We start from the raw sequence: 25406 nt of genomic DNA, 5'->3' as shown, positions 1-25406 counted from the left end.
TCCAAATTCTTTTATATTAGGTTTGCATTGCTCCGAGATACTTCGGATGAACCTCAGTATGACTAAAAAAAATAGATTCTGAGTGAAGTGAAGAATCTGTAGGGTTCTCCTCCCAGAGATCCTGTCATGCTGCAGCAAAAGTGAAGGAACTGTTCGCCAACCCAAACTATATAAGATTGACGCACTGTACGCCAATCCAAATTCTTTTATATTAGGTTTGCATAGCTCCGAGATACTTCGGATGAACCTCAGTATGAAAAAAAATAATCAAATGATATTGTCTGGGGAGGGGAGTATGTAGTCAAGTATTGACCTTGTTTTGGTCTTGTTTTCAAAATTCGCAATATGCATCAATCTATATCCACATTCCATTCGAAGCCTTCTTAACTTGATGGAAAGTCAAGTCCGAAAGAATGCTGAAAAAATCATGATCAATCACCATATTTTTTCAAGGTAAATTTCGGCTGTTTCTCGAATATGTCTCGAATGAGTGTCGAATAAAACCTGTATAAATCACGGGGTATTCTGATCAAAAACAAGAGCGTTTTTGAGTTAGTTTCTACAGGTTAATATCGGAAGGATCTGTTTAATATCGAGGTACTCTTTTATATTTTTTCTTATAGATCCATAGATGGAAAAGGGAAGTGATAAATAAAGCAAAAAACAAGGTCCATTCGCTGGTCATAATTTGGGTTTTTATGGAGTATACGGCAGTCCAAAGAAAACTACTGAAAAAGATTAATAATGTTAGGATGGTTTTCATGTTAATAATTAATTCTTGAAAATATTTCTTTCAAGATAATATTAATATTATTGAAGGTCAATATTTTAGTTATAAATATATATTAATTTTTTGTTTACTTATAAATATTTCGTATAGAAATAAATTGAGCTCTTGTTATAAATTTTTGAAAATTTAGCCTGTTAATTAGATGATCTTTAGTTTTTGTTACAATATGTTGTGAAATTACTATAGATACTCGGATGTTTTTTAATTTATTGAAAAGCAATAGGTTGATAAATGTTTGTTGAACATTTAATTTCTTTAAAAAGAAAATTTACCGGATATAATTAGCGTTTTATTTAGCGAATGGTTTGCACATCTTATCCTTTTGTCTATCTTAGGATAACTAAACATAAATCTATAATAACTTAAACGCCTTAATTCTATGGTTAAACGCCGCCATCTTTTCAATGGAAAGGGTGGGTTAAAAATGCTTCGGGTTGGAGGAATCACAATGCTTTGCAGTATTGCCTCTGTGTCCGCATTTTCCCATTCCGCAGTGCATGCAACTCATTTTGCAACGCATTGGCAAAATCAAGTAACTGTAAGAGGAACAGTGAAAGATATCTCGACAGGCCAACCCTTGGCCGGAGTAACTGTAAGTGTTAAAGGAACTAACCAAGCCACAACAACCGATGAAAATGGAAATTATTCTTTGGAAGGTGTGCCTGGGTCAGCAACCTTGGTATTTACTTCAGTGGGACTAGAGAAAAAAGAAGTCTCGGTCTCCAATCAATCCAGCATCAACGTAGATCTAACCCCGACATCGGATAATATCGATGAGGTGGTAGTTGTTGGTTATGGTACACAAAAGAAAGAAACCGTAACAGGAGCGGTATCAGCTGTTAAGGGGGAAGAGCTGAAAAAATCTCCTGCAATCAACCTATCCAATGCGATGGCCGGACGTGTTCCGGGTGTGGTAGCAACGAATGGAAGTGGTGAACCGGGTTATGATGGTTCCAACATCCGAATCCGTGGTACGAACACCTTGGGAGATTCAGGTCCACTGATCGTAATCGATGGTATCCCTGCACGTGCTGGAGGTATCGATCGTTTGAACCCTGCAGATATCGAGAACATCTCGGTGCTGAAGGATGCGTCGGCAGCCATTTATGGTGCCCGTGCAGCAAACGGGGTAATCTTGGTAACGACAAAACGCGGTAAGACAGGCAAGCCATTGCTTTCCTATACCTTCAACCAAGGTTTTTCGCAACCTACTGTAGTCCCAAAATTGGCTGATGCAAGCGAATATGCCGAAATGAGAAATGAACTGGAAATCTACAAACTTCCGGTGGCCGAGTGGGGCGCTGCATTGGATGCCTTTAATTCAGCAGGTTCCTATAAGCGACCGAATGGCAACACGATAACGGCTCCATTTGATCCAGAGGACAAAAAACTATTCGCTGATGGATCTGATCCTTGGGGTCACCCGAATACCGATTGGTACGGAGAAGCATTAAAGAACTGGTCACCACAAGCCAAGCACAATGTGCAATTGGAAGGTGGTACCGAAGACCTTCGTTACTTAATGTCGATGGGTTACCTGAACCAGGATGGATATTACAAGAATTCAGCAACGGGGTATAAACAATATGATATCCGTGTGAACTTGGATGCCAATATTAACAAATACATCAAAACACAGTTTGGTATATTGGGCAGACAGGAAAACAGGAACTTTCCAACAAAAGGTGCAGGAACCATTTTCCGTATGTTGATGCGTGGTAACCCGACCATGCCAGCTTACTGGCCAAATGGAATGCCGGGACCTGATATCGAATACGGGGAAAACCCAGTGGTAATTTCTACGGATGCAACAGGTTACGACCGCGACAAGCGCTATTATTTCCAAACCAACGGACAGATCGAGATCAAGATCCCTGGTGTGGAAGGATTGAAAGTGACCGGTACAGCAGCCGTGGATAAATATGTAAGAGGTACCAAAAGATGGGAGATTCCATGGTTCCTATATACCTGGCAGGGTGACTACGAAGCCGATGGAACCACACCAAAATTGGTAGCTGGTAAAAGAGGTCCTGCAGAGCCTAGATTAAACCAAAGTAGTGAAGATCAAATGAACGTATTATTGGGTGCTGTTGCATCTTATGATAAAACCATTGGTGACCATATCTTTAATATCTTGGCCGGGGTAAACCGCGAAACGATCCGAAACGACAATTTCTCGGCATTTAGAAGATACTTTATCTCCAATAATATCGACTATCTATTCGCTGGTGGTGATACAGAAAAGGATAACAATGGTAGTGCATGGGAAAGAGCTCGTTTGAACTATTTCGGTAGGTTCAACTACAATTATAAGAACAAATACATCGCTGAGTTATTGTGGCGTGTGGATGGTTCTTACATGTTCCCTACAGATACCCGTTATGGATTCTTCCCAGGAGCGATGTTAGGTTGGATGGTTTCTGAAGAGAATTTCTGGAAAGAGAATGTGCCATTTGTAAATTATTTTAAAATCCGTGCATCCTATGGACAGATGGGTAACGATAATATCTATTTTGAAGGTGCATTACAAGAATACCAATACTTCAACACCTATGGTTTCAACTCTTACATTATCAATAATGAGATCGTAAAATCCCTAAGAGAAAGTCGCGTTCCGAATATGTTCATCACATGGGAGGTTGCCAACAACTACAACTTAGGTTTTGATCTACAATTCTTGGGCGGTAAATTCAATGCTGAATTTGATCTCTTCAAAAACAGTCGTGAAAGTATCCTTTGGAGAAGAAATGCATCTATTCCACAAAGTACAGGGATGTCATTACCGGTAGAGAACATCGGTAAGGTAGATAACTCCGGTTTCGACTTGAATATCGGCTACCGTGAGACGTTCGGTGAACTAGGATTCAGTGCATCGGTGAACGGAGGTTATGCGAAGAACAAGATCATTTTCTGGGATGAAGCACCAGGAGCACCAGAGTGGCAAAAGAGTACAGGAAGAGCGATCAACGCGGGCATGTACTATATCTATGATGGTGTTTTCAAAGATCAAGCAGAGATTGATGCGAACAAAATCGATTACAGTGATATCACCGGGAACCTACGTCCTGGGGACATGAAATATCAGGATTATGATGGCGATGGAAAGATCACACCGGATGACCGTGTACGTCGTGACAAGAACAATGTGCCAACCTTCCAGGGCGGTTTGAACCTAGGGTTTACCTATAAGAACTTTGATCTATCAGTGTTGTTCCAAGGAGCCATGGGGGCAGAAACGCGTATCGGTACGGATGAATCCGGAGCCATTGGTAACTACCTGATTGATTTCTATGAAAACCGCTGGTCTATTGATAACCCAAGCAGTGAACATCCACGTATTACAGACCGTAGTGATCAATACTTCTCCTACAACAATACCTATTGGATGCGTAACACCGATTACCTACGTTTGAAAAACGTTGAATTGGGGTATAATGCACCTACCGACTGGACGAAGAAATTCGGAGTAAGCAGCCTGAGGGTATTTGTAAGTGGACAGAACTTGTTGACTTGGAGTGGAATGAAAGTTTATGATCCGGAATCGACCAATGCTATTGGGCATTATTACCCACAAGCTAGATTGATCAATTCAGGCGTAATGGTTTCTTTTTAAAAATAGACAGACATGAAATTTAAATTCAAATTACAATATATATCCTTGGCCTTTGTGGGGTTAATGGCTTCCTGTAATGATGATTTCGTCAGCACACGACCATTAAACGAAGCGCCTGAGGAACTAGTGTGGACGGATGCCGCATTAGCACAAGCCTTTATCTATGAGATCTACAATGGATTTGGGGTTGGAGGATTCGAAGAGCAACAGATGGCTTCGATGACGGATGAGGCATTGTTTACCCATCCAGGACGTGGAATCAATACCGTAACCGAGAGCAGATCCAATGCTGCCGACCAAGGTTATATCATGGGTACCTACAGCTATGGGAACATGTATAGCCGCATCCGTGCGACGAATGTTGCCATCCAAAAATTAAGGGCCCCGGAAATCGATAAAGCAAAAGCGGATCAACTTTTAGGAGAAGCTTATTTTTTAAGAGCCTATTTCTATCAGCAGTTATTGCGTTTTTATGGTGCTGTTCCATTGGTGACGAAGGTTTACCAATTAGGGGAAGCAGACTACATGAAAGAAAGAAATACCTATGAGGAATGTGTGAACCTGATCGTGAGCGATTGTGATTCGGCGACAACATTATTGACAGGCGTAGCGAAAGTTAACGGTCGTGCCAATGAGGTTGCTGCGCTTGCATTAAAAGCTAGGGTATTGACCTATGCAGCATCAGACCTGCATGATATCCCAACAGCCAAAGGTAAATCTGCTGTTATCAGTGGATATGGAAAGCCAGAATTCTTGGGTTATTTGTCAGGTGACAGAAAAGCAAGATGGCAAAAAGCTAAGGATGCAGCGAAGAAAGTTGTTGACCGTGCTGAGTACGGTTATCAAATGAGCTTGACTGCTCCAGCAACAGCCGAAGAGGGCAAGGCAAATTACCTGGATATAGCGATGGGTGGTGGAAGTAAAGTGGCGAATGCGGATGGTAAGAAAGACCTGATCTTAGGTCGTTTCTTTGTTGACTTGAAAGATGAGCGTGGTGGCTGGGTAGGTCGTGATAACGGTCCTAACGGATACCATAACTGGTCCGGAAACTCACCAATTCAATTATTGGTTGATGATTATGAGTTTAGGTCAGGTGTGAAGTTTGACTGGAACAATCCAGCCCATAAAGCAGCACCTTATACGGATCGTGACCCTAGGTTCTACGTGACCATCAGTGCTGATGGTGCAGGTTGGAAACCAAGAACGGAAGACGTTCGGAATAGAGATCCATTCAATCAGATCCAGACAGGCCGTTATGAAATCGGTAACGGTTCAGGAACGAAAACAGTGGTATTCGGATTGGATACCAGAAACAGTCCGATTGAGGATTGGAATGGTTCGTACACCGGTTATTACTACAGGAAATTTGTGGATCCAAACCCGGCAATCGTAGATCAAAATACACGTCAGCAGATTCCTTGGCCATTATTGCGTTACACCGAAGCCGTATTGAACTATGTGGAGGCATGTATCGAACTGGGCGAGGATGCAGAAGCGAAAACTTGGTTAAACAAGATCCGTTTCCGTGCAGGTATGCCAGCGATTACCGAAGCGGGGGCAGCCTTGAAAGAGCGCTACCGTAACGAAAGACGTATTGAGCTTGCATATGAAGAGCACCGTTTCTTTGATGCCCGCCGTTGGATGATCGCTTCGACCACCTTAGGTCGTAAAGTAACGATCATGGATGTTTTCGGGCAATTGAAACCGGGAAAAACCGTAAGTCTTTACAAACATGATCCAGCAAATTACACGTATATCTATACGGTAAATACATTGAATCCAGGTATTGAAAACAGAAGCTGGAATGATAAGATGTACTTTAGTTCATTCCACCGAGATGAAATCAACAGGAACACTAAATTATTGCAGAATCCTGGTTACGAATAGGATTAGGTAAGTTTATAGATTGGCCCAACCGGAAGGTTGGGCTTTTTTGTGTAATAATATTAAGGTTATGATAAGTTTTGGTTAAATCTTAGGGTTAGAATGCCTATATTAAAGTTTAAACTGATTAAAATGATAGCTTTGCTGTCTAAACTAATTTTTAATGGATAATAGAAGAGAATTTCTAAAGAAAGCTTCGATGCTTGCAGGTTCCACTGCTGCCATAAACCTAATACCTGAATCAATACAAAGAGCCTTAGCCATTGATGCCAAACCAGGAAGTAGCTACTTGGATGCGGAACACATTGTTTTTTTAATGCAAGAGAACCGATCATTTGACCATTGTTATGGTACCTTGAAAGGTGTCCGTGGATTCAATGATCCTCGGGCCATGCTTCAACCCAGTGGTTTGCCGGTTTGGTACCAACAGAATAATAAAGCGGAGATCTATGCTCCCTTTCATTTAGATATTGAAAACACCAAGATTACCTGGATGGGAAGCCTACCACATGGCTGGCGCGACATGGTCGCCGCCCGCAATGAGGGGAAGATGGATACCTGGTTGGAAGCTAAACAAGCCGGAGATCCTGAGTACAAACATATCCCACTGACCATGGGCTATTTTGAAAGAAAGGATATTCCATTTTATTATGCTTTCGCGGATGCCTTTACGGTGTGTGATCAACATTTCTGTTCCTCCCTGACGGGTACCAGTGCCAATCGTTCCTATTTTTGGTCGGGTACAGTGCGAGAAGAACCCCATAATCCAGAATCTACGGCCCATGTCGATAATTCGCAGATCAATTACAAAGATGTGAGTTGGAAAACTTATCCAGAGCGATTGCAGGAAGCTGGAATTTCATGGAAGGTATATCAGAATGAATTGAGTCTGCCCGTTGGATTCGAAGGTGAAGAAGAGGATTGGTTGGCCAACTTTACCGATAATAACCTAGAATTCCATAAACAATATCAGGTAAAATTCCATCCAGCATATTATAGCTTTGCGCAGAAAAAAGTTAAGGAAATCGAGCATTTACTGACCGTAGCTAAATTTGCGAACCAAGAAGCCTATCAAAAGGTGGTGAATGAATTGGAAGGTTATAAAAAGGATGTAGAAAAATATTCAGCAGAGAATTTCAAGAAATTAAGCAAGCAAGAGCAAGAAATCCATCTTCGTGCCTTTGCGACCAATACAAATGACCCGAATTACCATAAGCTTTCCAAGATCAAGGGGCAAGATGGGGTCGAGATAGAAGTGCCTAAGGGTGATGTTTTTCATCAGTTCCGCGAGGATGTGAAATCAGGAAACCTGCCTGCAGTATCTTGGTTGGTAGCGCCATGTCGCTTTTCGGATCATCCAGGATCACCATGGTACGGTGCTTGGTATGTTTCTGAAAGCTTGGATATCCTGACAGCCAATCCTGAAGTATGGAAGAAAACCATCTTTATCCTGACCTATGATGAGAATGATGGTTACTTTGATCATATTGCGCCTTTTATTTCACCATTGAGCAGTAAAAAGGAAACTGGTGCAGTTCCAAAAGGGATGAATACAGCAGACGAATATGTAACCGTAGAGCAAGAGAATAAGAGAACAGGAAGAGAAACCGGGGTTCATGATAGTCCAATAGGATTAGGATATCGTGTGCCATTGGTCATTGCCTCACCATGGTCAAAAGGCGGGTGGGTAAATTCAGAAGTATGCGACCATACCTCGACCTTGCAGTTTTTAGAGCATTTTATCCAGAAAAAATATAAGAAAGAAGTCAAGGAGACAAACCTGACCGATTGGAGAAGACTGATCTGTGGAAACCTAACATCTTCCTTCAGGCCGATTCCAGAAAATCAGCGTCCGACCATTGATTTTGTCAACAGGGATCAATATGTAGAACGGATATTTTCAGCAAAGGATAAGTCCATTCCTGGTAACTTCAAGGCCGTTAACCCTGATAGTCTTTCCAAGATTAAGAATAACCTTTCCTTTAATACCGGTTTTGGATTGCAAGAGAAAGGAACAAAACCAGCCTGTGCCATTCCTTATGATATGGATGTGAACCTATCTGTGGAGGGAGGGAAATTATACTTCCATTTTGGCCTCTATGGAAACCTAAGCCATAGTAAAACGGTAGGAGTACCCTTTCAATTGATTTCGCATACCGCCTATGGTGCGAAGAACGAAATCGGGAGAACCTGGAATTTTGCTGTTAAAGCTAAAGAAGAGTTGGTTTACAGCATAGATCTTTCCGATATAAAAAATGATACCTTCTGTTTCTCCGTACATGGGCCGAATGGATTCTATAGAGCATTCAAAGGGAAGGTGAAGTCAGCATTTCCAACCCTAAAATCTGTAAGCGGTCATGCGAATATGGGTTTCCAATTGGAATTGAAAAACAGTACCGTGGACCTGAAAGTACAGGATCCTTCCTATGGACATTCGCCAAAGATCCTTGTTGCTCATAAAAGCAAAAAAGAGAATTGGAAATTGGATCAATCCAATGGCTGGTATGATTTTGAGGTTACCTCGGATCAAGATCCAGACCTATTCATTAAATATGCAGGTCATATAGAAAATGGCAAAGCAAGTATTACTGATCCCTTAATGGGTGGAGAAAATATTCTCGCATAAAGAAGCTCGGTACAGTCAGTTCATTGGCAATTGATTTTGTCAAACTTTTAGAAAATAAATTAGCAAAGAAGCTTTTCCTGGTATAAGTAAGAAGGAGTAAATCTACTCCTTCTTCCAGGATCATTTGCTCGATGCAATAGGGGATTGGTTGTTTGACATCAATCCTATTGATCATCTGTTTACTTTTGAACGTGACTGAATTCACGCCGGTATGTTTAAGCATCTTTTCTTCCCAATATAGTATAGTGTTCTGGTCATTGCTTTTATTGGATTCGAGCACATGCAAAAGTGTCAAGTCAATTGCAGGACTTGTTCTATGGATAAAACTATCGATGAGGTCAAATTCTGTAGCCTGGAAATTGGTCAGCATCCCGATATTTTCCAGTTTAAAGTCCTGATATGATTCAGGAACGGCAATTACTCCAATTGGGGATTCCTGGATAATTTCGAAGGTATTGCTGCCAAACACCAATCCCTTTAATCCGCTAGCACCTTTTGTACCCATAATGATGAAGGGTGCATTGTTTTCCGTAGCGACCTTTAAAATTGTTTCCGTCAAATTTCCGTCGATACATGCGGTAGTCAATCCAAGTTTAGGAAAATCAGTTTTTATCCTGATTTCCAATTTCTGCATTTCACCTATGGAAGCATCTTCATTGTGTTTCGCTACGGCTTCATTGAATTCTGATGTGGCAAGCAGTCTATCAAACTTTTGATATACATGGAGTACATGAATATCCCAGTTAAATTTGATGGCTAGGTTTGCGGCATATTTAATGGCTACCCATGCGTTCTCAGAAAAGTCGGTTGGAATTAAAAGTGCGTTTTTCATAATACTATCGGTAGGATGAGTGTATCCCAAATATAGCCAAAAGAAAGGCCTGAATCAAGTTTTACCCCTGGAAGGGCAGAATGGTGTCCCATATTAACTAAAATGCTGAGTGAAAGTGATTGAAATCATCGAAAGAAAGATGATTTAGAACTATTTTTGGGTTTAGGGTATTTACTATAATATGGCAGAAGAACAAAAATCGATAAGCAACAATAGTTATTCATTAAGTGTAGAAGAGTCTCTCCAGAAGATGGGCGTAAATCCATCGGAGGGTCTGAGCGGTCCGGAAGTAGAAAAGAGGTTGCAGGAATATGGCAAGAACAAACTTCAGGAACAGAAACGGAAATCCATTTTTCGCATATTCTTTGAACAGCTGAATGATGCGCTGATCTATGTTCTTTTTGCCGCTGTAGGGATTACCTTTTTTATGGGTGAATATACCGATGGTATCATCATTTTGATCGTCATATTGATCAATGCCTTTCTGGGGCTATTTCAGGAAGTGCGGGCAAACAATGCCATTGATGCTTTGAGAAACCTTTCCCATCCAAAAGCTATTGTGAGAAGAGAAGGAAAGGTTTTGGAGATTGATTCTGAGCTATTGGTTCCTGGTGATATTGTGATGCTGGAGGCAGGCCGATATATTCCTGCTGATTTACGCTTGATTGAATCCGCGAATCTTCAGATTGATGAATCTGCCCTTACGGGAGAATCTGTTGCTGCTGAAAAAGATGCAGGGGCAAAATTTGATGAAGAATACATCCCATTAGGAGATCGGATCAACTTGGCTTATATGTCAACTTTGGTGACCTATGGGCGAGGAGTTGGTTTGGTAATCGGAACTTCCAATCAGACCGAGGTTGGAAAAATTGCTGGTTTTCTGGATACTGGGGAAACGGAGGAGACACCATTGGAGATCCGTCTGGACCATTTAGGCAAAACTCTGGGTAAAGTGGCCATTGGTATCTGTGTGGTCATATTTATAATATCTTATTTCCAGGGCAGAGACTTGACGGAGATGTTCCTGACTTCGGTTTCCTTAGCGGTTGCTTCCATTCCGGAGGGTCTAGCTGCCATTGTTGCGATCGTGCTGTCCATCGGGGTTACTAAAATGGCCAAGCAAAATGCCATTATCAAGAAACTTCCGGCAGTAGAGACCCTAGGGTCGGTAACCATCGTCTGTTCTGATAAGACTGGGACATTGACCCAAAATAAGATGACGGTTCAGGAAGCTTTTACCTTTAGTGATGATTTGATCTCCGTGGATGATGAAGGGGAGAATACTTTTGAAGAAAACCTATTGGCTGAAGCCATGGTACTAGCATCCGATGCAACCTTTGAAGAAGATAAACAGACTGGTGATCCAACGGAAGTTGCTTTACTGGCTTTGGCTGATCAATGGGAAATGGACAGGAAGGAACTTCAGTGCAATCAACCACGGGTGGATGAGTTAGCCTTTGATTCGGATCGGAAAATGATGTCGACCCTGCATAACCATGATTCTAAATATATTTTGTATACCAAAGGTGCTGTGGATAGCCTTCTTCCTCACTGTCAATATATTATTCAAAATGAAGAATTACATCCCATAACCGAAGAACATAAAAAGCAGATCACTGATGCCGTGGAGGCGATGTCTACTAAAGCATTGCGGACATTAGCAGTAGCTTTTAAGGAGAGTGATTCCAAAATAGAGAAGGAGGAGTTTGAAAGGGACCTGGTTTTTATTGGGCTGGTGGGTATGATTGACCCTCCAAGGAAGGAAGTGAAGGACTCCATAGAAAAGGCGAAAGAAGCTGGGGTGACAACCATTATGATTACCGGTGACCATGGCAATACAGCATTTGCCATTGCGAAGGAATTAGGGATTGCCGAAAATTTTGATCAGGTTACAACAGGGAAAGAGATCAACGCTATTTCCTACGAAGAACTGGAATCCCATATTGCTGATTACCGGGTATTTGCTAGGGTTTCTCCGGAACATAAGGTCAATATCGTAAAAGCATTCAAATCGAAAGGAAACATTGTTTCCATGACCGGAGATGGGGTAAATGATGCGCCTTCCTTGAATGCTGCCGATATCGGGGTTGCCATGGGGATTACAGGGACAGATGTTGCCAAGAACGCATCGGATATGATCCTTGCGGATGATAACTTCTCGACAATCATTGGGGCGATAGAGCAAGGCAGAAATATTTATAATAATATCAAGAAATCGGTCGTGTTTTTATTGGCCAGTAATTTGGGCGAGGTGATTACCATGTTGGTGACCATCGTGGCGGGCTTGCCTGTTCCGTTATTGGCGACACAATTGTTATGGATCAATCTAATCACGGATACCTTGCCAGCAGTTGCCTTAGGGATGGATCCGGGTGATCCGAATGTGATGAAGGAGAAGCCCAGGGAATTAAATGAAAACTTTTTTTCACATGGCGGTACGCAAAGGGTTATCGTAGCGGGAATTTTGATCGGCCTATTGACGGCAGCAGCCTTTTTGATCGGTTATTTTGAACATGGCTACAACCCATTTAAGGATCAAATTCCTGAAGATATACATTCCTATGCACGGACTATGGCTTTCTTGACCATTATTGCCTGTCAATTGTTTTATTCCTTGTCATTTAGGAGCGAGAGCAAATCCATCTTTAAGGTTGGAATATTCTCAAATAAGTATTTAGTGTTTGCAATTATCCTAGGATTTGCCTTGCAGTTATTAGTGCTGTTTGTTCCAGTGTTGAGGGAGTCCTTTAAATTGCAAATTATTGGGCTTAATGATTGGCTAAAAGTTTTAGGATTTGGTTTGGTGCCACTCTTTGTCAATGAATTATTTAAGCTGATTAGAAATAAAGCCAATTAGAATTCTATTTGGCTTTCAATCTCTGTTGCTGTCTCTTGATTTTTCGGAATTCCCAAGGGGCAGTAACGGTTTTAAGGGACCAGATATTCATTTTATTAAGCTTTGCTTCAGCTTCAGCAAGTGCATATTCTTCTGATTGGTCAAATTGTGTGAAATGCCAAGCAAGACCAACCTTTAATAGGCTTAAATTTACCTCCAGACCATCAACATATATTTTGCCAATGGCTCGTTTGTAATGGTCGTAATCCAGGATGGCTACTTCTACCTGTTTTTGGAAGCAGAGCTGACCTACATAATCTTTAGCCACCTGATAATAATCCTGACCTTTCTCTGGGCTATCAATTCCATGGAGCCTAATCCTGTGCTGCTGGTTTAGACTGTCCAAAACTGTCATCGTATCCCCATCTGAGATTTTTACCACTTTGCCCTTTAGCAATTCCTGACTGAAGGAAGACTGGGAAATCAATAAAAGCAGGAAGGATATGCTCAGTAGATGTTTGAATGTCATGCTGCAAAAATAGCAATCAATTCCACCTTACAAACCGCATAGCAGGAATATTACCATCTGTATAGTTTAATGCATTTGTAGTTAGAAGGATAGTTTTTTTATATGCCTGAATAAGCAACAGGGCTGAGTTGTTAAATTATGTTAAGATTGGCAAGGGTTGACGCGATTTGCTTTTGAGTTGCGTTATATCATCAACAAAGTAAAAAAGTAAAAAAAAGAAATTTCATAATTTAGGTTAATAATTGGTTTGATAAAATCCTGAGGCTCCCCGCCTTGGGATTTTTCTATTATTTTGACAATTTAGCTCCATATGTTGTAAATACTAATTAGTAAATACTAATTTAGACCATGCTTAAGAAGATTTTGCTTATTGATGATGAGGATAAACTACGCCAATTACTCGCTAGGATTATCCAATTGGAGTGGGATGATCTGGAAGTTTTTCAGGCGGCCAATCTCAAGGCTGGTTATCAGATCCTAAAAACCAAAGAAATCGATGTGGTTTTGTGTGATGTGAAGCTTCCGGATGGGAATGGGGTAGAAGCAGTTCTGGAAATCAAGAAGCTACAACCCTTGGCCGAAGTTTTACTGATGACAGCATTTGGGCAAATTGCCGATGGTGTACAAGCCATTAAAAACGGTGCTTTTGATTATATGACCAAAGGAGATGATAACAATAAAGTCATTCCATTGATCAATAAGGCTTTTCAAAAGGTAGAAATGGCGAAACGCTTGATGCAACTGGAGGAGAAAGTTGGTAAGAAATATTCCTTTGATCAGGTCGTAGGGAAATCTAAAGAATTGCAAAATGCGATATCCCTTGGCAAGAAGGTTGCCCAGACTGATGCCACAGTTTTATTGTTAGGTGAAACGGGTACGGGGAAGGAAGTGTTTGCACAAGCAATCCACTATGATAGCAAGCGGAATTCGAAATCCTTTGTCGCCTTAAATTGTTCTGCAGTGAGCAAGGACCTTTTAGAATCTGAATTGTTTGGCCATGTGGCCGGAGCATTTACCGGTGCACTGAAAGATAAAAAAGGATTGTTTGAGGAAGCCAATCAAGGAACCTTATTCTTGGATGAAATAGGTGAAATGCCCATTGAACTGCAAGCAAAACTATTGCGGGTGCTGGAAACGGGAGAGTTCCTGAAAGTAGGGGAAAGTAGACCAACGAAAGTCAATGTTCGCGTTATTGCCGCAACCAATAGAAACTTGGAACAGGAAGCTGAGGAAGGAATGTTTCGATCTGATCTCTATTATAGGCTTTCGGTATTCACGATAACCCTACCTTCTCTAAAGGATCGTACATCTGATATTCCGTTGCTAGTGAAACATTTTGTGGCTCTCCAAGCTGCAAAATTGAATATGCCTATTCCAAAAATAGATGATTCCTATATTGATTTACTGCAAAAGCATACCTGGAAAGGTAATGTCCGGGAGCTTAAAAACAGTATCGAAAGAAGTTTGATTCTCATTGAAGGTGATACGTTGGATGCGAACGCTTTGCCCTATGAGTTTTGTATGCAAGAAGGTACTTCCAATAGCTTATCAGCTATGGCACTCGCCGAAATGGAACGTAAGCATATCCAAAAGGTTTTGGCCTTTACGAAAGGAAACAAGGCCGAAGCTGCACGTTTGTTGGAAATCGGAGTAGCTACCTTGTATAGAAAAATTGAGGAGTACAAGATATAGTATTTAGTATTAAGTATTTAGTATTTAGACCTATGTCCATCCCTAAATAGGGTTGAACGTAATCCTTTTCATATGTGTTTGTAGTATAATCTTGGTTTATCCTAAAATCCTATGCATCCTGGTTCATTCCATGATCTTGGTTTATCCTCAAATCCCATTCATCCTGGTTCTCAAAATGATAACAACCCTATCAAAATGATAGGGTTTTTTATTGCCTATATTTTCCTGTTTTAATTTATCCTGTTGATAAGTAGTTAGTTAGGGGTTTGTTTCATTGGATGGAATAGAGATTGGCATCTAGGGTCAAATATGATTTTTTTTATTATGGAAAAGATTACATCCCAAGAGATGGCAAATTATGTAGGAAGGCATATCCGGAAATTATCACCACGGCTGAAGAGTCTAAAATCTGAAGGTAATGTGGCTGCGGTTATGCAGGTGATCGTGAGTTATATGCGCGAATTATGTCAAAGGAAAAATTTCCGATATGTGCAGCGGATATTAGCCTGCGTAGGTATCCTATATCAGAAAGGTGATCAGCAGATCAGGCAACATGTGGAGTATCTGTTTATGCACTGCTTAACGAGAATGGACCATTTGTGCAGTTCCAAGCAATGGAGCAAGATTATCTCAGAGCTCCCTCAAGGTCTTAAGGAAGTTTACATCATTCAACACATCAAGTAACATGATATTAACCGTAGCATTATTGATTTTGGGCATTGTCTGCTTTGCTCTATTCTTCAAATCAGTTGATTTTTTCGACAAAATCTAAGGACATGGAAAGTAAAATTATTTCAACCGTAAAAGCTTGGCTACCTCACTGTGTGAAGGGCGGGAAGCTGGAGTCAGAATATGAGGTTCTTCAACGTGTTGCTGAATATTGTTTGGCAAATTTTGAAGGTTCTTCAGATGAACAGCAAATGACCCGTGAAGCATTGCATGTCATAGGGATTTTGTATGGCGGGGGATCTTTGCATGTGAAGAATGCCATTGAGAATGAGTTTCTGGAACGAATGGCTTCCATGGAATCTCCGGCAAGCTTAAGGAAACATCTTACCTTTTTTCCAAAGGAAATGAGGTCAGTTTATGTAAAAACTATTATAGAAAATTAGAGATATGATCGCATTATTAATCGTCGCCATCATGGTTTTTTTGTACACCATGTATGTATTGTTGAATCCTGAAAAATTTTAAGGAAAAGAAAAAATGAATCTAATTAACACAGAAATATGGGGAGTTGTCTTAATGTTTATAGCAACTATCATCCTTGCTATACCCCTTGGTAAATATATCGCCAATGTTTTTTCCGACAAACCTAGTTTCTTGGATAAAGTGTTTGGTCCGGTCGAAAAAGGGATTATGCGACTTTCAGGTGTTGACTTTAAGAAGGAAATGACCTGGAAGGAACATTTAGTCGCTCTATTGACCATCAACTTAGTCTGGTTTGTTGTAGGGATGTTGGTCTTGATGTTTCAAGCCTATCTCCCTTTAAATCCTGATGGTAATCCGAATATGTCGTCAGACTTGGCATTTAATACCGTCATTTCCTTTTTGGTAAACTGTAATCTTCAGCATTATTCAGGGGAAACTGGTTTAAGCTATTTATCCCAAACTGGATTGATGTTCCTTCAGTTCGTGAGTGCAGGTATTGGGATTTCGGCTGCAATTGTACTGTTCAAGGCCTTTAAGGATAAGGGCAGTAAGCTGCTTGGTAATTTCTACGATATTTTCTTGAAATCATGTACTCGAATCCTATTGCCGATTTCATTTGTCGTTGCCTTGATCCTTGTTTTCCAAGGAACACCAATGACCTATGAAGGCAAGGATAGCATGTTAAACCTTCAGGGTGATACCGTGGAAGTGTCAAGAGGACCAGTGGCTGCTTTTGTTGCCATAAAACATGTGGGTACGAATGGGGGAGGTTTTTTCGGTGCGAATTCAAATCATCCCCTTGAGAACCCCAGTTATATTTCAAACATTGTCGAAATGATAGGGCAATTTGTGATTCCAGTGGCCATGGTATTTGCACTTGGCTTCTTCATAAATCGAAAAAAACTTTCATGGATGATATTTGGAGTGATGACCATAGGTTTCTTATGCCTCGCTATTCCAAACGTCTTGATGGAAGCACAGGGAAGTCCTGCCATCGAACGATTGGGTGTGACGCAGGATTTGGGGGCCATGGAAGGAAAGGAAATCCGGTTTGGTGCGGCGGCATCAGGTTTCTGGTCGATTGTAACTACGGTAATTTCTACCGGTTCGATAAACTCCATGCATGACAGCAGTATGCCGCTTTCGGGAATGAATGAAATGTTGGCCATGATGATCAATGCTTTTTATGGCGGAAATGGCGTAGGGATCCTCAATTTCTTTGTATTCATTATCCTAGGGGTATTTATTTCTGGATTGATGGTAGGACGTACGCCAGAGTTCTTGGGTAAAAAGGTTGAGGCAAGGGAGATGAAAATCGCCATGATTGTAGCCTTGATCCATCCATTCCTGATTTTGATTGGGACCGCAATTGCTGCTGCCTATCCTAGTATTGGAGCAAGTACGACCAATGATCCTGGATTCCATGGTTTTTCTGAAATGCTCTATGAATTCACATCCGCTTCAGCGAACAACGGTAGTGGTTTTGAGGGATTAGGTGATAATACTTTATGGTGGAATATCAGTACCGGTATAGTGCTCTTGTTTGGTAGGTTCATTCCAATCGTTGGTCCAATTGCCATAGCAGGAATATTATCTGAAAAAAGATATATCCCAGAAGGTGCCGGAACCCTTAAAACCGATACAGCAAGTTTTGGATTTATGGTATTTGCCGTGATCGTGATTGTTGCTGCACTGGCGTTTTTCCCTGCTTTGACCCTAGGGCCAATTGCAGAGTATTTTTCTATTAAATAATTAATTGAGATTCAAAATGAAATCAAATAATCCATTCTTTGATACCGAGTTGTTAAAAGTTGCTTTTAAACAGGCATTTATTAAGCTCAATCCTAAAGAAATGCTTCGTAACCCAGTCATGTTTACTGTTGAGGTTTGTACTGTGGTGATGTTAGTGGTATGTATTGCCATATTATTGGGAGATCAGTCGCAAGGTTCCTTCGGATATAACTTTATTGTCTTCCTTATCTTATTGATCACTTTATTGTTTGCGAATTTCGCTGAGTCCTTGGCAGAGGCTAGGGGAAAAGCTCAAGCTGATAGTTTGAGGAAAACGAGGGAGGAAACGCCAGCTAAATTGAAAGATGGCAGGACCATTCCATCTTCGCAATTGCAAAAAGGAGATGTGTTTGTCTGTACGGCGGGAGATATTATCGCCAGCGATGGGGAGATCATTGAAGGCCTTGCGACCATTGATGAGAGTGCTATTACAGGGGAATCAGCACCTGTCATTAGAGAGGCTGGGGGTGACCGTAGTTCCGTGACAGGTGGGACAAAAGTGTTATCTGATGAAATCGTTGTATTGGTTACCGCAACTGCGGGGGAGTCTTTTCTGGATAAGATGATTGCCTTAGTTGAAGGTGCCAAAAGACAGAAGACACCAAATGAGATTGCCTTAACCATTTTACTTGCTGGTTTTACCCTGGTTTTTATCCTGGTCTGTGTGACCCTTAAACCCTTTGCAGATTATTCTAATGTGCCTATTAGCATTGCAGCCTTCATATCGCTATTTGTCTGCCTTATTCCAACTACGATTGGCGGTTTGCTATCTGCAATCGGTATTGCTGGGATGGACCGTGCCCTAAGGGCGAACGTATTGACGAAGTCTGGTAGAGCCGTTGAAACAGCTGGCGACGTGGATGTATTGCTATTGGATAAGACCGGAACGATTACCATTGGAAATAGAAAGGCTACGAAGTTTCATCCTGCAATAGGTGTTGATTCGGCGGAATTAATCCGTGCAGCGACATTGAGTTCCATGAGCGATGAGACTCCTGAGGGGAAGTCTATAGTCGAATTAGCAGGTCTAGATTTGGCGCCCTTTAGATTACAGGAATCCAGATTTATCAAATTCACTGCAGAGACAAGGTGTTCAGGGCTGGATATCGCCAATCAGCGGATCCGAAAAGGTGCCACTGATGCCATTAAAAAACTGGTTGAATCTGCAGGCAATAATTTTCCGGAGGATGTCATGAAAACGGTGGAAAGCATTTCCGGGAATGGTGGGACGCCATTGGTTGTTTCTGAAAATGAAAAAGCCTTGGGAGTCGTTGAATTACAGGATATCATCAAACCAGGTATTTCAGAACGTTTTGAGCGTTTGAGGAAGATGGGAATCAAAACGGTGATGGTGACTGGTGATAACCCTTTGACCGCTGAATATATCGCTAAAAAGGCTGGGGTAGATGATTTTATCGCTGAAGCGAAGCCTGAAGATAAGATGAACTACATCCGTAGGGAGCAAGGTGAGGGTAAGTTGGTGGCCATGATGGGTGATGGAACGAATGATGCGCCAGCATTAGCGCAAGCCGATGTGGGTGTTGCGATGAACAGCGGTACTCAAGCGGCCAAGGAAGCTGGTAATATGGTGGATCTGGACAATGACCCAACCAAACTAATTGAGGTCGTAGAAATCGGTAAACAGCTATTGATGACCAGAGGAACATTGACCACTTTCAGTATAGCTAATGATGTTGCTAAGTACTTTGCCATCATTCCAGCTCTGTTTGTTGCCATGATCCCTGCATTGGCTCCATTAAATATCATGAAGTTGAGCAGCCCTGAATCAGCAATCCTTTCAGCTATTATTTTCAATGCTATCCTGATTCCTATGTTGATTCCTTTGGCCTTGAAAGGTGTGGCCTATAAGCCTATCGGTGCATCCGCTTTGTTGCGTAGAAATATTTTGATCTACGGTTTTGGAGGATTGATTGTGCCATTCATTGGTATCAAATTGATCGATCTATTATTATCAGTATTTATTTAAACAGAAATGAAAACACATATTTTACCGGCAATTAAGATGAGTATCTTATCTTTTGTTTTACTTGCTATACTATATCCATTTGTTGTGTGGGCAATCGCTCAATTGAGTCCTAATCAAGGAAAAGGCATTCTTGTAGAAGGAAATGGAAAATCATATTATAAAAATATCGGACAGCAGTTTACAGAAAATCAATACTTCTGGTCTAGACCATCAGCTGTAGATTATAATGCTGCAGGATCTGGTGGCAGGAACAAAGCAGGTTCTAACCCAGAATATATACAGGAAGTGGAGGGCAGGATCGAACATTTTTTGGCACATAACCCAGATGTGAACAAAGAACAGATTCCAACCGAAATCGTTACAGCAAGCGGAAGCGGTCTTGACCCCCATCTTTCTGTTAATGCTTTGGAAATTCAGGTTCCTCGGATTGCTAAGTTAAGAGGTTTGGAAGAACCTGCATTAATGGAACTGATCCAGGAAAAGACTGAGAAGCCATTATGGGGTATGTTTGGTCCCGAGAAAGTGAATGTATTGGAGCTAAACTTAGCATTAGACGAAATGTCCAATAAGAAAGGAGTTCAAGATGCTCAATAAATTTCTTTGCTCTGCTGCGGGATTTTTAAGTATTAGTCTTGTTGAGGCACAGGAAATCTCCGATTCATTGAAATCGAACCTGACAATCTCCGGTTATATCGAATCGTATTATACCTATGATATCAATAAACCTGAGGACCACAAAAGGCCGTCATTTATTTATAGCCATAACCGTAGCAATGAGTTTTCTGTTAATCTGGCGATGCTCAAAGCAGCGTATGATGGGGAAAGAGTTCGAAGCAACTTGGCTATAGCTGTTGGGAGTTATATGAATGCTAATTATGCAGGAGAAGAGGGGGTTTGGAAAAATGTGTATGAGGCCAATGTAGGTTTTAAACTTTTAGAGAACCATGAACTCTGGATCGATGCAGGTGTATTGCCTTCTCATATAGGAGGGGAAAGTGCGATAGGTTTGGATAATATTAGCTTGAGCAGGAGCCTAGCAGCGGAGAATTCCCCTTATTTTGAAACAGGAGCAAGACTTTCCTATACCACAAAGGATTCCAAACTATATTTAGCTGCCGTTGCATTAAATGGATGGCAAAGAGTACAGTTGCCAAATACAAGTAAAAATATGTCCTTCGGGCATCAAATCCAGTATAAGCCAGTTGAATCTGTTGTTTTGAACAGTAGCTCGTATATAGGTGATGAAGGCTCAGACAGCTTAAGGTTTTTTCATGATTTATATGTTCATGTTGCGGTAAACGATAAGATGAATATCTTGGCAAACTGGGATTACGGGATGCAGAAGCAACCGCTCCTTTCAAAAAATTACCATTGGTGGAATGCAGGAATCCAAGCAAATTATGCCATTGGTCCTAAAGTTAAAATGAATGCACGATTGGAGTATTTTAATGATGAGGATGGGGTAGTGTTCGGAAGGTATGGAGAGGTAGGGACAAACATTCTTGGCTATTCTGCAGGATTTGATGTAGACTTGTATAAAGGATTGATCTGGAGAACCGAAGTCAGGAATTTGAATTCCTCTGAAAAAATATTTGTGAACAACCAATCTGAATTAAAAAGCAATAGTACTACAATCAGCACTGCCTTAGGTTGGCGATTCTAATCAGTTATTTAAAATGGAAGAACAACGTAAATCGGCCGAACACTTTCTGGAACTGATCAAACAGTCCAGAAGAGGAAAGTTTAAGATCTATTTAGGGATGTGTGCTGGTGTTGGGAAAACCTACAGGATGCTGCAGGAATCGCATAACCTATTAAGGAATGGTATTGATGTGCAGATAGGTTATATTGAAACCCATAATAGAGAGGAGACTGTTGCACAATTGGCCGGTTTGCCGTTGCTTCCAAGAAAGAAAATATACTATAAAGGCAATGAGTTAGAAGATCTAGACGTCGATCTGGTTTTGCAGAAACATCCTGAGGTCGTGGTGGTGGATGAACTTGCCCATACGAATGTTCCGGGAAGCAAAAACGAAAAACGTTGGCAGGATGTAATGGAACTGCTGGATGCTGGCATAAATGTAATATCAGCCGTCAATATCCAACATCTGGAAGGTCTACAGGCAGATGTTGGTGATTTGTTATCTGTTCCAGTCTATGAGCGCATTCCAGATCGGGTAATTCAGTCAGCAGATGAAATAGTCTTTGTTGATATCTCAGTTGAGGACCTAATCGGTCGATTAAAGGAAGGTAAGATCTATACAAAGGAAAAGATTGAGACTGCGCTAAAGAATTTCTTTCAATCCGAGCAATTGCTTTTGTTGAGGGAGCTGGCTTTAAAAGAAGTTGCTGCCCATGCGATCAAAAAACATGAACGTGAAAAAAAACCAGATTCAAAGCGAAAGGCAGAAAGGTTTATGGTATGCATTGGAACAGATGAAAAAAAAGCCAAGAACCTGATTAGGAGAACAGCAAGGCTTGCGAGTTACTATCAAGCCGATTGGTTTGTCCTTTATATACAGACCCCGAAAGAGAGCACCGATAAAATAGCGCTCGATAAGCAACGTTATCTCATTAATAATTTTAAATTGGCGACCGAATTGGGTGGACAGGTTATCCAGGTCCAAGGGAAGGATGTACCGGAGAACATCGTCGATCAAGTTCTTCGTATGGAGATCACGACCCTCTGTGTTGGTTGGCCATATTGGCCATTCCTCAGGATCCTTTGGTCCATGGGGATATTTAGAAGACTATTAAAGAAATTGGAAAAGATTCAAGTTGACATCATTATTCTATCATGAAAATTAAAGCTAAACTCTATTTAGGTATCGGGTTGTTATTTCTAATGATCCTGATCCTTGCTGCGGTAAGCACCTTATTTGTCAGCTCCTTGAAGAAAGATACGGAGAACGTACTTTCTGCAAACTACAATTCTGTGGAGTATGCCCGCAATATGCTAAAGGCTTCAGATGAAATGCATTTGAATAAAGAAGCCATAGCTCAATTGGAAAGCAATTTTGCTAGGCAGAAACAAAATGTAACTGAACAGGGTGAAAAGGACATCACCGAGAGGCTTTCCACGCAGTTGGCCCGCTTAAAGGAAAACCCAGACGATCCCATTGTAGGTCAGGAATTCCGTGCTGATTTGGTGAAACTGATGACCGTGAATATGGATGCCATTGTCATGAAAAGTGATCATGCCAAGGAAATGGCAAGCAATGCTTTCGTCCTGATTTCCGTTATTGGCGCACTCTGCTTCCTTATTGGTTTTGTATTATTTATCAATCTTCCAAGCAATATTGCCAATCCTATCAAAAAACTGACGGAAAGCATCTCTGAGATCGCCCGTCAAAACTATAAACAACGCTTATATTTCGAAGGAGATTCCGAATTCGTTGAACTGGCGAGCTCATTCAATAGTATGGCTGAACGACTTCAAGAGTACTCGAACAGTAAATTAGATCAGATCCTCGAAGAGAAGAAAAGGGTAGAAACCCTTGTCAATAGCATGCATGATCCTGTAATTGGTCTGGATGAGGACCGAAAGATCATCTTCATCAATGATGAATGCCTACAGGTTTCAGGACTAAAGCGCACAGACCTATTACATAGCAATATTGATGAATTGGTAAATCACAATGATTTGGTCCGTAATCTGATCGATGTAAATAATAGAGAGTCAACGCTAAAGATCTTTGCCGACAATAAGGAAAGTTATTTTGAAAAGGAAGTCATTCCTATGGAAATTACGCCTACAGGGGAATTGAAAAGCCAGAAGATAGGGGAGTTGATCGTACTGAAGAATATCACTGCCTTTAAGGAGATGGATGTGGCAAAGACCAATTTCATCGCAACGGTTTCGCATGAGTTACGGACTCCAATTGCATCCATACAGTTGAGCTCTGAGTTGCTTAAACATCCAAGAACAGGATCATTGACCGATGAACAGAAAAAGCTATTAGAAGGAATTGAAGAGGATAGCCTTAGACTATTACGCATTACGAGCGAATTATTGAATGTATCGCAGGTTGAAACAGGGAACATTAAGCTGTATTCCCAAATATCGGACCCATTGCCAATTATTCAGTATGCATTAAATGCGACCAGGATGCAAGCCGAACAGAAGCATATTGAAATCAGCACTGAAATAGAAGATGATATATCCAAGATATATGTGGATGAGGAAAAAACGGCTTGGGTGCTAACCAACTTTATCACCAATGCAATCAGGTATTCACCGGTAAACAGTAAGATTGTTGTATCCCTCAAAAAGGAAAACAAGCATTTATTGTTTTCCGTCAAAGACCATGGTAAAGGTATTGATGCGGCCTATCGTTCAAAGGTATTCGACCGATATTTCCAAATACCAGGCAGCGTACGTACAGGAACAGGATTGGGATTATCTATCTCCAAAGACTTCATTGAAAATCAAGGCGGTAAAATTGGTGTCGAAAGTGAATTGGGAGTCGGAAGTACCTTTTATTTCAGGCTTCCAATGATAAAGCCTTAATCAATCAAGTAAGTTTCAAAATGCGTAACATACTCTTCGAATTCTAGCAGGTATTTCTTGTCTTCCTTGTAATACCTTGCTTTTTCGAAGGTTTCTCCAGCAAATTCCTGGATGCTAATGACCGAATCCCATTCGGTAATGGTCATAAAGTGGCAAATATCATGGTCAATCCTCCTCAAGACTTTGGTGGAAAGATTCCCCTTTATGCTTCTATAGTCCTTGATCCCTGTATCAAAAAGGTAATTTAAATATGCGTCTGCATCCTCCTTTTTGGTAATCCCATGCCAAATCCTAGTGATGATCTTCATGATTTCCTCCTTTCGTTGGTTTATTGACCTAATTTACTTAATTCCGTTCTCAAATGTGATAGAACCTTCCTATATACTTACCCAAAATAGTGCGAAATTGTTTGTTATGGCCTTTTTAGTTACAGAAATGGTTACTTTTTCCATGATAATATCGTTTTAGCAAATGTAATTCTTGTCGTGCAATTAAAAATTAGCACTGCAACTATTTTTCCTTCCGAAATTTAATTCATAAACCTTTTGCCAGCTTAATATATTTTATTTGAGGTTAATGGGGTGTATAATTACTAAAACTTTTTGTTGTTGAAATCATTTTAAACCTTACTCAAGACGCTAATATTACTAAAATTAAACCTATTATTTATTTTCGGTTTATTGTAACAATCTGGTTGTAAGGTTATTACTACATAACCGAATTAATTAAATCTAATGATTGAATACCCTATAATGTTGCCATATTTTTGTGCCAATAAATAATGATAATTTATTATTATTTAAAGAATGAATCAATAATTAATTAACTGGCTTGGGAGAAGTCAAATGATGACAGAAGGGTTTAGAAGATGCTGTTATAAAATCTTGGGGAACAGTATATCTATATTATCAATAAATCAAAGATCCTTCAAAAGCAACCATGAGAATGGTTGGAAACAAAAAAATAACTATGAAAAAGAAAGTATTGGGTGTATATGTATCACCAAAAATTGTGCTTTTAAAAATTGAACTCGAGCAAGGAATCCTTGCATCATCCGCAACTTTTACACCGGGCAACGGAACCAACGGGAATTACACTCCAGAAATTGATAACTGGATGGATTCTAAGGAAACCCATGAAATTGATTTATAGAATTAAGGGCAA

General features: G+C 40.7%; 18 protein-coding genes. 15 read left to right on the top strand and 3 right to left on the bottom strand.

Going from position 1 to position 25406, the window contains the following annotated elements:
* Positions 1-1169: 1169 nt before the first annotated feature.
* The 3 genes from ACWIB3_RS10930 (at position 1170) to ACWIB3_RS10920 (ending at position 8913) form a co-directional block, all read left to right on the top strand.
* On the top strand, positions 1170-4403 hold the full coding sequence (locus ACWIB3_RS10930; protein ID WP_237219527.1) for a SusC/RagA family TonB-linked outer membrane protein: 3234 nt from the start codon (positions 1170-1172) through the stop codon (positions 4401-4403).
* A gap of 12 nt (positions 4404-4415) precedes the next feature.
* Complete coding sequence (locus ACWIB3_RS10925) at positions 4416-6290, top strand: RagB/SusD family nutrient uptake outer membrane protein (protein ID WP_185217916.1); 1875 nt, start codon at positions 4416-4418, stop codon at positions 6288-6290.
* A gap of 160 nt (positions 6291-6450) precedes the next feature.
* Positions 6451-8913: a phosphocholine-specific phospholipase C gene (locus tag ACWIB3_RS10920; protein WP_454291602.1), complete on the top strand. Its 2463-nt coding sequence runs from the start codon at positions 6451-6453 to the stop codon at positions 8911-8913.
* Here the strand turns inward: ACWIB3_RS10920 and ACWIB3_RS10915 are convergent.
* Positions 8873-9745 carry a universal stress protein gene (locus tag ACWIB3_RS10915; RefSeq protein ID WP_454291601.1) on the bottom strand — a complete coding sequence of 291 codons (873 nt, stop codon included), beginning with the start codon at positions 9743-9745 and terminating at the stop codon, positions 8873-8875. The two genes, ACWIB3_RS10920 and ACWIB3_RS10915, sit on opposite strands and share 41 nt — an antisense overlap.
* 181 nt (positions 9746-9926) lie before the next feature.
* Here ACWIB3_RS10915 and ACWIB3_RS10910 point away from each other — a divergent pair, with 181 nt between their 5' ends.
* Positions 9927-12602, top strand: a complete 2676-nt coding sequence (locus ACWIB3_RS10910) for a cation-translocating P-type ATPase (protein ID WP_454291600.1) — start codon at positions 9927-9929, stop codon at positions 12600-12602.
* Between the two features lie 4 nt (positions 12603-12606).
* On the opposite strand, the gene ACWIB3_RS10905 is transcribed toward ACWIB3_RS10910, so the two are convergent.
* Positions 12607-13110: a thermonuclease family protein gene (locus tag ACWIB3_RS10905; RefSeq protein WP_185211982.1), complete on the bottom strand. Its 504-nt coding sequence runs from the start codon at positions 13108-13110 to the stop codon at positions 12607-12609.
* Positions 13111-13458: 348 nt separating this feature from the next.
* Here ACWIB3_RS10905 and ACWIB3_RS10900 point away from each other — a divergent pair, with 348 nt between their 5' ends.
* The 10 genes from ACWIB3_RS10900 (at position 13459) to ACWIB3_RS10855 (ending at position 24242) form a co-directional block, all read left to right on the top strand.
* On the top strand, positions 13459-14802 hold the full coding sequence (locus tag ACWIB3_RS10900) for a sigma-54-dependent transcriptional regulator (protein WP_454291599.1): 1344 nt from the start codon (positions 13459-13461) through the stop codon (positions 14800-14802).
* A 324-nt stretch (positions 14803-15126) separates the two neighbouring features.
* Complete coding sequence (locus ACWIB3_RS10895) at positions 15127-15486, top strand: DUF7674 family protein (protein WP_185211984.1); 360 nt, start codon at positions 15127-15129, stop codon at positions 15484-15486.
* Positions 15487-15578: 92 nt separating this feature from the next.
* The gene (locus ACWIB3_RS10890) at positions 15579-15914 is read left to right on the top strand and encodes a DUF7674 family protein (protein WP_185211985.1); all 336 of its coding nucleotides are present in this window, start codon (positions 15579-15581) and stop codon (positions 15912-15914) included.
* A 4-nt stretch (positions 15915-15918) separates the two neighbouring features.
* Positions 15919-15996: a potassium-transporting ATPase subunit F gene (locus ACWIB3_RS10885; RefSeq protein WP_185212105.1), complete on the top strand. Its 78-nt coding sequence runs from the start codon at positions 15919-15921 to the stop codon at positions 15994-15996.
* Positions 15997-16017: 21 nt separating this feature from the next.
* Positions 16018-17706 carry a potassium-transporting ATPase subunit KdpA gene (gene kdpA / locus ACWIB3_RS10880; RefSeq protein WP_454291621.1) on the top strand — a complete coding sequence of 563 codons (1689 nt, stop codon included), beginning with the start codon at positions 16018-16020 and terminating at the stop codon, positions 17704-17706.
* A 16-nt stretch (positions 17707-17722) separates the two neighbouring features.
* The gene (kdpB, locus tag ACWIB3_RS10875; protein ID WP_454291598.1) at positions 17723-19732 is read left to right on the top strand and encodes a potassium-transporting ATPase subunit KdpB; all 2010 of its coding nucleotides are present in this window, start codon (positions 17723-17725) and stop codon (positions 19730-19732) included.
* Positions 19733-19738: 6 nt separating this feature from the next.
* Complete coding sequence (gene kdpC / locus ACWIB3_RS10870; protein WP_454291597.1) at positions 19739-20326, top strand: potassium-transporting ATPase subunit KdpC; 588 nt, start codon at positions 19739-19741, stop codon at positions 20324-20326.
* Entirely contained in the window at positions 20316-21395 is a 1080-nt protein-coding gene (locus tag ACWIB3_RS10865) for a porin (protein ID WP_454291596.1), read from the top strand. Before kdpC ends, ACWIB3_RS10865 begins: the two co-directional genes overlap by 11 nt.
* Before the next feature lie 13 nt (positions 21396-21408).
* Positions 21409-22533, top strand: coding sequence for a sensor protein KdpD (locus ACWIB3_RS10860; protein WP_454291595.1), 1125 nt, complete (start codon positions 21409-21411; stop codon positions 22531-22533).
* Positions 22530-24242, top strand: coding sequence for an ATP-binding protein (locus ACWIB3_RS10855; RefSeq protein ID WP_454291594.1), 1713 nt, complete (start codon positions 22530-22532; stop codon positions 24240-24242). The genes ACWIB3_RS10860 and ACWIB3_RS10855 overlap by 4 nt, the downstream gene beginning before the upstream one ends.
* On the opposite strand, the gene ACWIB3_RS10850 is transcribed toward ACWIB3_RS10855, so the two are convergent.
* Positions 24239-24550, bottom strand: a complete 312-nt coding sequence (locus ACWIB3_RS10850) for a hypothetical protein (protein ID WP_454291593.1) — start codon at positions 24548-24550, stop codon at positions 24239-24241. The genes ACWIB3_RS10855 and ACWIB3_RS10850 overlap by 4 nt on opposite strands.
* A 661-nt stretch (positions 24551-25211) precedes the next feature.
* Between ACWIB3_RS10850 and ACWIB3_RS10845 the strand changes: the two genes are divergently transcribed.
* Positions 25212-25394: a hypothetical protein gene (locus tag ACWIB3_RS10845; RefSeq protein ID WP_185211991.1), complete on the top strand. Its 183-nt coding sequence runs from the start codon at positions 25212-25214 to the stop codon at positions 25392-25394.
* Positions 25395-25406 lie beyond the last annotated feature (12 nt).

Source organism: Sphingobacterium sp. NPDC055431 (assembly GCF_053644255.1).
The sequence above is the reverse complement of the archived record's forward strand: the minus strand, read 5'-3'. Positions and strand labels throughout refer to the sequence as shown.

Bases quoted from the DNA above. Each gene is read 5' to 3' on its own strand.
- ACWIB3_RS10930 (WP_237219527.1), top strand. From the start codon at position 1,170: ATGGTTAAACGCCGCCATCTTTTCAATGGAAAGGGTGGGTTAAAAATG.
- ACWIB3_RS10925 (WP_185217916.1), top strand. From the start codon at position 4,416: ATGAAATTTAAATTCAAATTACAATATATATCCTTGGCCTTTGTGGGG.
- ACWIB3_RS10920 (WP_454291602.1), top strand. From the start codon at position 6,451: ATGGATAATAGAAGAGAATTTCTAAAGAAAGCTTCGATGCTTGCAGGT.
- ACWIB3_RS10915 (WP_454291601.1), bottom strand. From the start codon at position 9,745: ATGAAAAACGCACTTTTAATTCCAACCGACTTTTCTGAGAACGCATGG.
- ACWIB3_RS10910 (WP_454291600.1), top strand. From the start codon at position 9,927: ATGGCAGAAGAACAAAAATCGATAAGCAACAATAGTTATTCATTAAGT.
- ACWIB3_RS10905 (WP_185211982.1), bottom strand. From the start codon at position 13,110: ATGACATTCAAACATCTACTGAGCATATCCTTCCTGCTTTTATTGATT.
- ACWIB3_RS10900 (WP_454291599.1), top strand. From the start codon at position 13,459: ATGCTTAAGAAGATTTTGCTTATTGATGATGAGGATAAACTACGCCAA.
- ACWIB3_RS10895 (WP_185211984.1), top strand. From the start codon at position 15,127: ATGGAAAAGATTACATCCCAAGAGATGGCAAATTATGTAGGAAGGCAT.
- ACWIB3_RS10890 (WP_185211985.1), top strand. From the start codon at position 15,579: ATGGAAAGTAAAATTATTTCAACCGTAAAAGCTTGGCTACCTCACTGT.
- ACWIB3_RS10885 (WP_185212105.1), top strand. From the start codon at position 15,919: ATGATCGCATTATTAATCGTCGCCATCATGGTTTTTTTGTACACCATG.
- kdpB (WP_454291598.1), top strand. From the start codon at position 17,723: ATGAAATCAAATAATCCATTCTTTGATACCGAGTTGTTAAAAGTTGCT.
- kdpC (WP_454291597.1), top strand. From the start codon at position 19,739: ATGAAAACACATATTTTACCGGCAATTAAGATGAGTATCTTATCTTTT.
- ACWIB3_RS10865 (WP_454291596.1), top strand. From the start codon at position 20,316: ATGCTCAATAAATTTCTTTGCTCTGCTGCGGGATTTTTAAGTATTAGT.
- ACWIB3_RS10860 (WP_454291595.1), top strand. From the start codon at position 21,409: ATGGAAGAACAACGTAAATCGGCCGAACACTTTCTGGAACTGATCAAA.
- ACWIB3_RS10855 (WP_454291594.1), top strand. From the start codon at position 22,530: ATGAAAATTAAAGCTAAACTCTATTTAGGTATCGGGTTGTTATTTCTA.
- ACWIB3_RS10850 (WP_454291593.1), bottom strand. From the start codon at position 24,550: ATGAAGATCATCACTAGGATTTGGCATGGGATTACCAAAAAGGAGGAT.
- ACWIB3_RS10845 (WP_185211991.1), top strand. From the start codon at position 25,212: ATGAAAAAGAAAGTATTGGGTGTATATGTATCACCAAAAATTGTGCTT.